We start from the raw sequence: 11,575 nt of genomic DNA on the forward strand, positions 1-11,575 counted from the left end.
GGCCAGAACTGCGAAATGGCTGGCGTTTGAAATGCGTAAAACCAAGTATTTAGAGCGGCTTCAACGATTCCGTGCTGATTGGAACCGCTCGGGGATGGTTAGTTTGATGTATTGAAACTTGCACGAAAACAAGCCCTCATTGTGAGGAATGGGCTTCCGACTGTCGATTTGTTGGCGATGATGCAAGATCGCCGCGCAGAGTGGAAGGGGTCTATTCGATTTTTCCGTTCCACTGTCACGATCTGAAAACGAGTATTGCAGATATCAACATTATGATGGCGACGATGACCGACGACGCTGAAAGTATGCGACGAAGATAGTGCTTGAGCACAATATTGTTCTTGAGCGAGACCATGGAGGCAGCGGATTTCGCTATCTGGTAGAGAACGAGATAGAGGACAATGAAGACAAGTCCGATCGTCCATCCAAACTGTACGGTCTGGCTGGGATGGCCCGGCACACCAAGAATCCAAGGCAAGACCAGAAGTCCGCAGATCAGAGCCATTAGATCAGGAAACCGGCTTACAGCTAGCCCTATCGTATTGCGGGCAAACATCGATAAACGCACATATTCCTCACGTAATGGCCCGGTCAAAAACCGGGCCAGATCGATTAGCGCACCAGAATATTCCGGAATTGCCACGGATCTTTGGTATCAAGATCTTCCTTGAACAGATGACCGCGACCTTCTAGCGGCGTCCAGTCGGTGTAATAGCCGTTCAACGGACCAAGGTATTGCATCTGGACTTCGAGGCAGCGACGGTAATCCATCTCGTCGGTCTCTACGATGCCGCTGCGCGGATTTTCCAGCGCCCAGACCATGCCCGCCAGAACAGCAGAGGAAACCTGTAATCCGGTTGCATTCTGATAAGGTGCGAGCTTGCGCGCTTCCTCGACGGTCAACTGCGAGCCATACCAATATGCATTCTTGTCGTGGCCATAGAGCAGAACGCCGAGTTCATCGCTGCCGTCCAGAATTTCATGTTCTTCCAGAACGTGCTGCACCGGTTGTGCCTTGCCGCTTGCGCCGAACATTTCATCAAGTGCCAGAATGGCATCGTTGCTCGGATGATAGGCATAATGACAGGTCAGGCGGAAGTCGAGCTTGCCCTTCTTGTCGCGCAGTGTGAAAAAATCGGCGATGGAAATCGCTTCATTGTGGGTGACGAGCAAGCCATATTGTGCGCCGAGCGACGGGCACCATGTGCGGATGCGGGTATTACCACCCGGCTGTTCGAGGAATATGGCGGCCTTGTTGCCCTTCTTCTGTTTGCGGGCGTTCTTGGGCATCCATTTTTCATGGCTGCCCCAGCCAAGCTCAGCCGGTTGCAGGCCTTCGGCGATGAAGCCTTCGACGGACCATGTATTCCAGAACGTGTTGAAAGGCTTCGGCTCTTTTGCGCGTTGGGTGTCGCGTTCCGCGATGTGGATACCCTTGACACCAGCCTTTTTCATCAGTTTCGCCCAGCCATGGCGATCATCCGCTACCGGTTGAATGAAATCGAGCTTCAGGTCGGACGCAAGGTCGACGAGTGCTTTCTTGACGAACCACGAGACCATGCCCGGATTGGCGCCGCAGCAGGAGACGGCGGTTGGACCGCCGGGGTTCTTGCGCTTTTCAGCTCGAACCGTTTCGCGCAGCGCATAGTTGGTGCGCGAGGCATTGTCAGCTTCTTCATCGAAATAGAAGCCGAGCCAGGGTTCCACCACGGTGTCGATATAAAGCGCACCATGCTCTCGGGCGTAACGCATCAGATCGAGCGATCCGGTATCGACTGAAAGATTGACGATGAAAGGCTGGCCTTCCGCTTCCTTCAGCAGAGGACCTAAAACCTTCTTGTAATTATCTTTGGTGATCGCTTCCTTGATGAAGCGAATACCCTTGTCATCGAGAATCTGGCGATTGGCTTCGCTCGGATCGATCACGACCATACGCGATTTGTCGAATTTGAAATGACGTTCAATCAGCGGCAGGGTACCGCGCCCGATCGACCCAAAGCCGATCATGATGACGGGGCCGGTTATCTCACCATAGACTTGCCATTTCGCTTTCGCCATTTTCTTCCTCTTGATAGCCGCAGAATTGCGGTGTTGGGTTATCCTTAGCCCGGTTTAGCTTATGCGCGGGAACGATAACACAACTTCATAGAAAGAAAGAAACGTCACAAGCCTATGACATCAATACATGTTTAACGTGTTTTGGCTTTTTAAGCTTCGACCAGCTGTGCCCGGACCATGCCACGCAGCGAATTACCGACGAGAATGTTGCGCGCTTTTTTTAGCGTTTCGACGGTAACGATACCCTCTTCGACAACATTGTTGTTCAGCAATTCACGGCGCAGCACACCGTCGAGGAGGCCGCATGACAGAGCGGGTGTTGTGCAGGTCGTGCCGCCAACATCGAGAAATATCGACGTAATGGTTCCCTCACAAACTTCGCCGCGATCATTGAGTAGAATAACTTCGTCGATCTCGGCTGGAGAATATTCTTCGCGCGCTGCGATATAGGCCTGCCGTCGCGTCGTCTTGTGACGCAACAGAGAATCATTGTGATCAAGGTATGTGCGGGCAATCGCAATTCGCCAGAGCGTCTGGGAGGGCAGCGGTTCGTAAGGAATGCTCGCTACGGTGGCTACTCCATCTGGCGCTAGCGTCAGCCGCAGCTTCAGGGCCTGTTCGCCGGTGCCACTTTCTGAAACCGTCTGTCGGATGTTCTCCATACTGCAGGCAAAACCGAGCTCACGGGCGGAATTTTCGAGGCGCGCCATGTGTAGATCGAAGCGTAGGACGCCGGAGAGCGGTTCCCAGCGCATGGTTTCGATCAACTGATAATCCGGCTCCATGATCACGGCCTGTGCCCCGTGTGGCTCGACATTGTCGCGAACCGTGCTTTCAGAAGACATTCCTCGTACTCCGCTTGCGCCGTGGAATCGAAGACCACGCCACCCCCGACATTGAAGATCGCACGATTTTCATCCAGAAGCGAGATCGTGCGAATGGCAACGTTGAAACGCATCCGTCCGCTTGGCTCGATCCAGCCGAGCGAGCCGCAATAGATGTCGCGCGGCTCCGCCTCCAGCTTACGCAGGATTTCCATGGCGCTGATCTTTGGTGCGCCGGTGATCGAGCCGCACGGGAAAAGGGCTGCAAAAAGCGAGCGCAGCGGCAGGTTTTCTTTTAGTCTGGCCCGCACGCGGCTGATCATCTGGTGAACAGTGGGATAGGTTTCGATGCGGAAGAGTTCCGGCACGTCGAGTGATCCCACTTCGCTGACGAGCGAAATATCGTTGCGAAGCAGATCGACGATCATGCGGTTTTCGGCCTGGTTCTTTGGATCCTTCAGCAGAAACTGGCGGTTTTGCTCGTCTTCTTCAGGCGTCGCACCGCGGGGCATGGTCCCTTTCATCGGATGGGTTTCAATCCACCCGTCGCCGTCGACTTCGAAGAAAAGTTCCGGCGAGCGCGACAGGACAATCGGCCCACCAAGATCGCAATAAGTCGCGTAGCGAACCGGCTGGCGCTTTGCGAGCATGTTGAACAGGATCAGCGGGTCGCCGCCCCATTCTGCATGGATCGGAAAGGTGAGATTACCTTGATAGCAGTCGCCTTGACGCAGGTGCTGATGCAAGCGCTCGAAGCGCGATACGTATTCGTCAAACGACCATTGTGCGACCGGATTGCGCAGAAAGGTGGCATTGTCTGCGTCGCGGCCCTGCATGTGCAGGTCGGAAGGGCCATCGAACACGCCAAAGCAGAGAAGCGGGGCATTGCGCCCTTCGGGCAACAACGGCCTCAGCTTGGGCTCGAGAAGATAGCCGGCTTCATAGGACAGATAGCCCGCGAGCCATTTTCCGGCATCGTGGGCTTTCTGTATTGCATCCCATGCGGGTTCGAATTCATCCGGTGTGTCGGCGCGGATGATCGATGAGGGGGCCGTGAAAAGCACATCGCGGCCCGCCTTGTCATCCCGAAACAGGATAAGCGGTTTGTTACCCGGTTGGGTCACAGGTTTGCTCAGTCTTCCATCGCTTCAAGCTCATCGATGATACCTTCGATCACCGACAGGCCCTTGCTCCAGAAATCCGGATCGCTTGCATCCAGACCGAACGGCGCAAGCAATTCCTTGTGATGCTTGGTACCGCCAGCTTTCAGCATGTCGAAATATTTCTGCTGGAAGCCCTTTTCCGAGTTCTTGTAGACCGCATAGAGCGAGTTCACCAGGCAATCGCCGAAAGCATAAGCATAGACATAGAACGGCGAATGGATGAAGTGCGGGATATAGGTCCAGAAGGTTTCGTAACCCGGATTGAGATTGATGGCATCGCCAAGGCTTTCGCGTTGCACATCCATCCAGATTTCGCCGATGCGTTCTGCGGTCAGTTCGCCTTCGCGGCGCTCGGTGTGGACGCGACGTTCGAACTGGTAGAAGGCGATCTGGCGCACGACCGTGTTGATCATGTCCTCTGCCTTCTGCGCCAGCATGGCCTTGCGCTCGCGTTTGTCCTTCGTGCGCTCCAGAAGCGAACGGAAGGTCAGCATTTCGCCGAACACGGATGCGGTCTCGGCAAGCGTCAGTGGCGTTGAGGCCATCAGAGCGCCCTGACTACCCGCCAGAACCTGATGCACGCCATGGCCCAGCTCATGTGCCAGCGTCATCACATCGCGCGGCTTGCCCATATAGTTGAGAAGCACGTAAGGATGCGCTGACGGAACGGTCGGATGCGCAAATGCACCGGGCGCCTTGCCGGGGCGGACCGGCGCATCGATCCAGTTCCTGTCGAAGAACTTCTTCGCAATCTCGGCCATTTCCGGTGCGAAATTGCCATAGGCGGAAAGCACGGTTTCGCGCGCTTCATCCCAAGGGATAAGCGCCTGCGGCGTTTCCGGTAATGGCGCGTTGCGATCCCAGTTTTCAAGCTTTTCAAGGCCAAGCCACTTGGCTTTCAGGGCGTAATAGCGGTGCGAAAGGCGCGGATAAGCGTCTTCCACCGCCTTGGCAAGCGCGTCCACCACTTCCCGCTCGACGCGGTTGGCAAGGTGGCGGCTGTCGGCAATATCCTGAAAACCGCGCCAGCGGTCGGAAATTTCCTTGTCCTTGGCGAGCGTATTGGTGATCAGCGTGAAAGTACGCAGATTTGCACCAAAAGTTTTTGCCAGTGCATCGGATGCCTTTTTGCGCACAGCGCCATCGGCATCCTGAAGCATGTTCAGCGTCGGCTCGATGCTGAGTTCCTTGCCGTCGATTTCAAAGCGAAGACCGGACATGGTTTCATCGAACAGCCGGTTCCAGGCGCTATAGCCGGTAATCGACTTTTCGTGAAAGAGCTGCTCCAGCTTGTCATCGAGCTGGTACGGCTTGTCCATGCGCAGATCGGTCAGCCACGGGCGATAATGGCCGATGGCTGCATTGTCGCTCATAGCCTTTTCGAGAACTGCATCATCGATGCGATTGAGCTCCAGGCCGAAGAAAATGAGATGGGTGCTGGCGTCGGTCAGCTTTTGCTGCATATCGCCAAAAAGCTTCATGCGCTTCGGATCGGCCGTGTCGCCATAGTAATATAGGCCTGCGAAGGAGCCGATACGGCCCATCAGTTCGTCCAGAGCCTCGAATTCCTTGATCGCATCGGCAAAATTGCCGCCATTGGCCTTGGCTGCGTGGTCACCGAGCTTGCCCTTCCAGCGTTCCTCGAAAGCCGCCGCATCTTTCAAGGCCTTTTCGATATCGTTCTTCAGTTCTGCGCTGTCTGCAGACGGATAAAGATCGCCCAGATTCCATTCCGGCAGGTTGCCGAGGTCAGTTTTTTCCGCAGCAACCGTATCGCCAGCCGGTGCGTGCAAAACCTTGTTGAAGAAAACGGATTCTGAAAATCGGGTCATGAACATTCTCCAAGAGCATCTCCAGAAAAAGTGCGAAGCGGTTTTTCGTCGGATAATGCGTACAAACAAAGAGATAGAGCGGTTCTACGATTTCGTGTTAACCGGAACCGCTCTATTAAGCCCCTTCTCGCATGTCTTGCCAGGATCGCCAAGAGGTGGGAAAAGCGCCTCGAAATTTTGTGATGGCCTGTCCTGCGGTGGATTGCAGAAAAGCAAATACCTGAACCGGGAAGTGGATTCAGGATACAATTTTTGTGAATGGGACGCTCAGGCACATTTAGTACCTTGCATTCAACGAAGGCTTGCCTCCAAATAACGCGCCTGGAATATGAGACATTTAAACTGTTTAAGTATTTTGGGCGCGGGAACTCCATAGGTTGATGATAGCTGTCAATGGCCACGCGCATACTCATAGCGGATGACGATCCGATTCATCGACGCAATCTTGAAGCGATAGTCATGCGCATGGGCTATCGAACGATTCTTGCTGACGGTGGGGCAAGTGCACTCGGCTTCGTAAGCCAGCGTAAGGACATTGTCCTGATGCTGCTCGATCTATCGATGCCGGATATGGATGGCCTGACCGTATTGCGCCGAATGCGCGAAGCTGGAAATAATGTTCCCGTTATCGTTCTCGTTCAAAATGATGATCTCCAGCCGGTTCTGCAGGCAGTGAAAATGGGCGCGGTCGATTTCGTGACCAAGCCGGTCACTTTCGAACGTGTGCAGGTTTCAGTTTCCAATGCGCTGAAGATCGATGCGCTGACGCAGGAAATCCGCCGCGCGCGCTCATCGCTGAAGGCCCATCTGACGCTTTCCGACATGGCGATCAAAAGCCCGGAAATGGAACGAGTCAGCATTCTGGCACGTCGCGCTTCGGCGCTTGATGCGCCGCTTTTGATTGAGGGAGAACCCGGTAGCGGCAAAGAAACGCTGGCTCGAGCCATCTGCAGCGGCGGTGCACGTTGGCGTGGCCCTTTCGTGGCCGTCGATTGCCGCACCTTGACCGTGGACAACGCTGACGAAGTCTTTTTCGGCGTTTCGACTGCACGGCGTGATCGCCGCGATGATGACGCCATTCGCAGTCTCGGAAAGCTTGCGGAGGCCGATGGTGGCACACTTTTCCTGGATGAGGTGGGTGCGCTGCCACGCCATACGCAGATCAAGCTTTTTGCTGCCATGCAGTCCGGCCAGTTCGAAACTGGCGGGGGAGGCGAACGCGTGCTGTCCAACGCCCGCATCATGGCATCGAACAGCCGTCCTCTGGCGGATCTCGTCCATATGGGGCGTTTCCATGCAGGGCTTTACCATCTGCTCGGCTCCTTTGCCGTTGCTATGCCGCCGCTGCGCAACCGTCTGGAAGATATTCCGATCCTGCTGCATCAGTTCATGATGCGCTATGTCAGCGAAGAGCGGATGGGGCACATCACCGGCATCACCACGCACGCGTTGGAAAAGCTGAAGACCTATCATTGGCCCGGCAATGTGCGGGAGTTGAAAAATGCCGTTTATCGTGCCGTCCTTCTCTGCGAGACTGGCGAACTGACAGCGGTCGACTTTGCACAGATCGGTTCGGGGACTGAGGCGGCAAGGGCAACACAACAATCCGCTCGGTTCAACCTTGTCGACCACGATCCGACGGTGAGTGGTCAGTCAGGCTTGTTCAGCGGGATCGACGGGGCAGGCGAGGTGCGCACCCTTGCCGCAGCCGAAGAAGAAATGATCCGGTTCGCGATCGCCCATTATGACGGGCAAATCAGCGAAGTTGCCCGTCGTTTGGGCATCGGAAGAACCACGCTTTACCGGAAGCTGAAAGAATATGGCATCGATGTGACGTCTATTTCCGGCAAGGGACCAAGTGCCGATGATGAAGAGGAAGCTACCCCTTTCAGCCGTGCAGCCAGCTGATGAAACTCTGTGTAACTGTTTGAATTTTAGTAGTTTATAACGGTTTGGCTGTCACGCTTTGCGGGTACTGTTGCCGATTAAAGACTGTTAATAGTTTTTTAACCATGACAAAAATAGATGCACGTGTGTGGCTTTTTTGCCATGGTGTTTCCTCATTTGTTGTTCACTAAGCGTCCATTAACCATTAAACCCGACAATCGGAGCTCGAGCGGAACTGGGACGCAGGCTTTTGGTGGCACCAAAAAGAAAGTCCCGAGGGATGCCTGGAGAATGCTTCTGGGGCGGAAAAACGGTAAGGCGATACGATTCGATGAACAGCATATCGACCATTAAAGCGCGCTTTGCGAAGGTTTGGACCGGGATGAAGGCATTTGTGTCTGTTCCGTCTGCCCTTGCCGCTGCTGCGGTTCTCATGGCGCTGTCTCCTTCGCAGGCTTCGGCTGAAACCCGCTCTCTCAAGCTTTATTACGTTCACACCGGTGAAAAAGCGGAAATCGTTTTCAAGAGAAACGGTCGCTTTGACGCCCAGGGTTTGAAGAAGCTGAACGTTTTCCTGCGAGACTGGCGCCGCAATGAGCCGACCAAAATGGACCCGCGCCTGTTCGATCTGGTATGGCAGGTCTATCGCTCCACTGGATCGAGCCAGTATATCACCGTCGTTTCCGCTTATCGTTCACCTGCCACCAATGCCATGCTGCGCTCGCGTTCCGCGAAGACCGGCGTTGCCAAGAAAAGCCAGCATATGCTCGGCCGGGCGATGGACTTCTACATTCCTGGCGTACCTCTGGCAAAATTGCGCGGCATCGGCATGCGCTATCAGATCGGTGGCGTTGGCTATTATCCACGTTCCGGCTCGCCATTCGTCCACATGGATGTTGGCAATGTTCGCTCCTGGCCACGCATGAGCCGCCGCGAACTGCTCGCACTCTTCCCGGATGGCAAAACCGCTCACCTTCCCGCAGACGGTAAGCCGTTGCCTGGCTATGACCAGGCATTGGCCATGATCGAGAAGCGCAAGGCTGGCGGTGGCCAAATCTTGATGGCCAGCAATTCTGCGCCGCGTCGCAGCAAGAGCCTCTTCGGCGCACTGTTTGGTGGCGGCGCCGATGAAGAAGAAGATACTGGTGACGCGAGCGCCCCACCGGCGACAGCGCGCCCAGCTCGCGCGGCGCCTGCGCGTCAGGCTCCGGCAGCTGTTCCGGAACAGCCGGTCGAGCAGCCGCGTGAAACCATGGTTGCAGCTCTGCCTGCCCGCGATGCTCCGCTTCCAGTGCAGGCCCCGCGTCCAGAAACTGGCCTTGATGCTCAGGCACAGACCACAGCCGAAGTCCCGGTCGCCGCGCTAAACGTTCCTATCCCAGCTCGCAAACCGACGATGGCGCCTCAGGATGCCGTTGCACTCGCCGCAGCCGAACCTGCCGCCGATGCAGCAGCTGCCGCCCGTGCTGCCGTGGATGCGAATACGGTTCAGGTTGCCGATGCCGGTACGCCTTCGCCGCTGATGAATGGCTTTGTGCCAATCCCGTCGGCTCGCCCACAGCTTGAGACGGATAATATGCAGCTTGCTGCTGCGGTGGTCCCGTCGGCGCGTCCGGCGCGCCCGGGTGAACATCCTGCCGCAAGCGGTCAGGATGCAATTGCCGCGCTGGTCAATAGCCAGCAGACCGAACCGACACAGCTTGCTGATGCAGGCAATGCGGCCGTGCCGCAGCCGGGCGAAACGGCAGCGTTCCCGCTGCCGAAGGAAGCGCCGCGTGCCAATACGCAGCTTGCCCTGCTTTCCAAGAGGGATGAGATCGGCGAACTGATCGCACCGCCTTCTGACGATGATTACGACAGCAAGCCGGTTGCAGACGCTGCGCCAAAACAGGCTCCAGCAGCTGTGCAGACAGCGTCGGTTGCCCGCACGGCACCGGCAAAGCCCACAGCTACTGCTTCTGCCGCAATCCATAAGCAGGTTGCAGCGATTGGCAAGGCAGCAGAAACTGGTGTTCGTACCACCGCGAAGGGTGGGCGTTATGTAGCCAAGGCCCAGTCCAAGCCGCGTGCAGTTGTCCAGCCTGCGGTAATGCCAACTTCGGAAGTCGCCATGTCGACGGAATCGGTGTCGAGCACCATACCGGTGACCAATCCGGTCCTCCGCAACGATGCGCTGCGCTCCGCACCGGCCATGGTCTACACGGCAGGTTTCCAGCGTGGCAATTTGCCTACCGAGCGCGCCAACCAGTTCAGCGGTAATGCCGTTACCTTCCTGACGGTGGCCAAGTTCACGGAAACCAACTGATCGCCATCCAAACGATGGCAAATCAAAAGAATAGGGGCCTTTGGGGCCCCTTTTTTCATTCGCGTTTGATCTTACTCAGCTTTTCAAATCAGCTGCTTCGCTTGCAAGGTCGGTAATGGCATCCCAGTTACCAGCTTCGACCAGTTCTTTCGGTGTAACCCACGAGCCGCCGACGCAGACTACGTTCGGCAGCGACAGATAATTCCTGGCGTTTGCAAGGCTGATACCGCCGGTCGGGCAGAAGACGGTTCCAGCCAGCGGTGAGGACAGCGCCTTCAGGAACGATGCGCCGCCAGCCTGTTCAGCAGGGAAGAATTTCAGATGGGTATAGCCTTCCTCACGGAGCGCCAGCATTTCGCTCGGCGTGATGGCAGCGGGCAGAAGTGGTACGTCGCTGTCATTGGCTGCGGCGACGATATATTTTGTCGCGCCGGGGCTAACGATGAAGCGCGAACCAGCCTTTGCTGCATCCTCATATTGCTTGGCATTGAGGATCGTGCCAGCACCGACGATTGCTTCCGGCACTTCCGACGCAACCGCGCGGATGGCATCAAGTGCCGCAGCCGTGCGCAGGGTGATTTCGATCGCAGGTAACCCGCCCTTGGCAAGCGCACGCGCCAGCGGAACAGCATGCTCCACCTTATCGATCAACAGAACCGGAATGACCGGCTGGCCTGTCATGATGGGAACGAGAAGATCGGTTTTCTGGGACATGGCTTGCTCGGCTGTTTGAGTTTATTAATCGATTTAAATCTCCTTCGTCGGTTTGTCCACCATTGAAGAAGGTTTGTTCATGCGGCTCTTTTAAAACTGTCGAGTTGCTTTTGCCAGCGCTGATAGGCTTCGGCCATCCGCTTGTCATATTCGTTGCGGGCAAAAGCAGGGCCGTTATAGCGCTGGGCGAATTCGCTCCAGTTGCGGGCCCTCAGCACATCCAGAAGCTCTGCCTTTTCAATAAAGCGCAGCATCAGCCGCGCCTGCCCGGCAACCGATCCGCGTGCTTCCGTCACAAGTTCATCGACCGTAGGATAATTAAGCCATTCCCAATGCGCGCCCATGACCTGCCCGAGCCCCCAGGATGTGGATTCAAGCGCTGCCTTTCTGCTCAAGCCCATAGCGCGTTCAAGCAGAAGCCAGCGCGCTTCTTGCGATTTTGGATTGCGTATCCGGCCTGCAACCGGTGCGGACAGGCCGTTGCTTCTCGCATAGTCGCGCAGACGGCCGGATAGTCTGCGGTCGAAATAATGCCCTTCGAACCGGATCGCTGGTTCCTTGGCTCCGTTGATATCGAACAGCGCGCGCCCGCCGCTTTCCACTTCCGCAATTGCCAGCAAAGCCGCCGGGTCGATTTCTGTCTCATTTGCTATTGTCGTCAGGGCTGCAATCGTCTGGCTGTCGAACATATCTCTCTCCTCAAAAAGGTGGTCTTCGAGGCCGATTTTGGGGCGTCTTGGTCGCATGAGGATAAAGTTGACTTGAATTCGCCGTTTGTGGGGGCTAGTTGCG

9 protein-coding genes are annotated in these 11,575 nt (G+C 56.0%); 2 read left to right on the forward strand and 7 right to left on the reverse strand.

What is annotated here, in order from left to right; translation table 11 throughout:
• Positions 1 to 235 precede the first annotated feature (235 nt).
• The 5 genes from AAE521_RS08550 to AAE521_RS08570 form a co-directional block, all read right to left on the reverse strand.
• Positions 236 to 643: a hypothetical protein gene (locus tag AAE521_RS08550; protein ID WP_235817445.1), complete on the reverse strand. Its 408-nt coding sequence runs from the start codon at positions 641 to 643 to the stop codon at positions 236 to 238.
• Positions 613 to 2,058, reverse strand: coding sequence for a homospermidine synthase (locus AAE521_RS08555; RefSeq protein WP_342061063.1), 1,446 nt, complete (start codon positions 2,056 to 2,058; stop codon positions 613 to 615). Before AAE521_RS08555 ends, AAE521_RS08550 begins: the two co-directional genes overlap by 31 nt.
• A gap of 149 nt (positions 2,059 to 2,207) precedes the next feature.
• Complete coding sequence (locus tag AAE521_RS08560) at positions 2,208 to 2,903, reverse strand: aminotransferase class IV family protein (protein WP_342061064.1); 696 nt, start codon at positions 2,901 to 2,903, stop codon at positions 2,208 to 2,210.
• Positions 2,846 to 4,006, reverse strand: a complete 1,161-nt coding sequence (locus AAE521_RS08565) for an aminodeoxychorismate synthase component I (RefSeq protein ID WP_342061065.1) — start codon at positions 4,004 to 4,006, stop codon at positions 2,846 to 2,848. Before AAE521_RS08565 ends, AAE521_RS08560 begins: the two co-directional genes overlap by 58 nt.
• Before the next feature lie 8 nt (positions 4,007 to 4,014).
• A complete protein-coding gene (locus AAE521_RS08570) occupies positions 4,015 to 5,877 on the reverse strand; it encodes a M3 family oligoendopeptidase (protein WP_342061066.1) in 1,863 nt (620 codons plus the stop codon).
• Positions 5,878 to 6,270: 393 nt separating this feature from the next.
• Here AAE521_RS08570 and AAE521_RS08575 point away from each other — a divergent pair, with 393 nt between their 5' ends.
• Positions 6,271 to 7,785 (forward strand): sigma-54-dependent transcriptional regulator, encoded by a 1,515-nt coding sequence (locus AAE521_RS08575; protein ID WP_071630622.1) that lies wholly within the window; start codon positions 6,271 to 6,273, stop codon positions 7,783 to 7,785.
• Positions 7,786 to 8,095: 310 nt separating this feature from the next.
• Positions 8,096 to 10,069, forward strand: a complete 1,974-nt coding sequence (locus AAE521_RS08580; RefSeq protein WP_342061067.1) for a peptidoglycan L,D-endopeptidase MepK — start codon at positions 8,096 to 8,098, stop codon at positions 10,067 to 10,069.
• 75 nt (positions 10,070 to 10,144) lie between these two features.
• On the opposite strand, the gene AAE521_RS08585 is transcribed toward AAE521_RS08580, so the two are convergent.
• Both AAE521_RS08585 and AAE521_RS08590 read right to left on the reverse strand, forming a co-directional pair.
• Entirely contained in the window at positions 10,145 to 10,783 is a 639-nt protein-coding gene (locus tag AAE521_RS08585) for a 2-dehydro-3-deoxy-phosphogluconate aldolase (protein ID WP_342061068.1), read from the reverse strand.
• Positions 10,784 to 10,860: 77 nt separating this feature from the next.
• A complete protein-coding gene (locus tag AAE521_RS08590) occupies positions 10,861 to 11,472 on the reverse strand; it encodes an N-acetylmuramidase family protein (protein WP_342061069.1) in 612 nt (203 codons plus the stop codon).
• Between the last annotated feature and the right edge of the window lie 103 nt (positions 11,473 to 11,575).

The organism is Brucella cytisi (assembly GCF_038433355.1).
GTDB classification, from domain to species: Bacteria; Pseudomonadota; Alphaproteobacteria; order Rhizobiales; family Rhizobiaceae; genus Brucella; species Brucella cytisi.

Excerpts from the sequence above, each read along its gene's own strand:
- AAE521_RS08555 (WP_342061063.1), bottom strand. The coding sequence starts at position 2,058 with ATGGCGAAAGCGAAATGGCAAGTCTATGGTGAGATAACCGGCCCCGTC.
- AAE521_RS08560 (WP_342061064.1), bottom strand. The coding sequence starts at position 2,903 with ATGTCTTCTGAAAGCACGGTTCGCGACAATGTCGAGCCACACGGGGCA.
- AAE521_RS08570 (WP_342061066.1), bottom strand. The coding sequence starts at position 5,877 with ATGACCCGATTTTCAGAATCCGTTTTCTTCAACAAGGTTTTGCACGCA.
- AAE521_RS08575 (WP_071630622.1), top strand. The coding sequence starts at position 6,271 with ATGGCCACGCGCATACTCATAGCGGATGACGATCCGATTCATCGACGC.
- AAE521_RS08580 (WP_342061067.1), top strand. The coding sequence starts at position 8,096 with ATGAACAGCATATCGACCATTAAAGCGCGCTTTGCGAAGGTTTGGACC.
- AAE521_RS08585 (WP_342061068.1), bottom strand. The coding sequence starts at position 10,783 with ATGTCCCAGAAAACCGATCTTCTCGTTCCCATCATGACAGGCCAGCCG.
- AAE521_RS08590 (WP_342061069.1), bottom strand. The coding sequence starts at position 11,472 with ATGTTCGACAGCCAGACGATTGCAGCCCTGACGACAATAGCAAATGAG.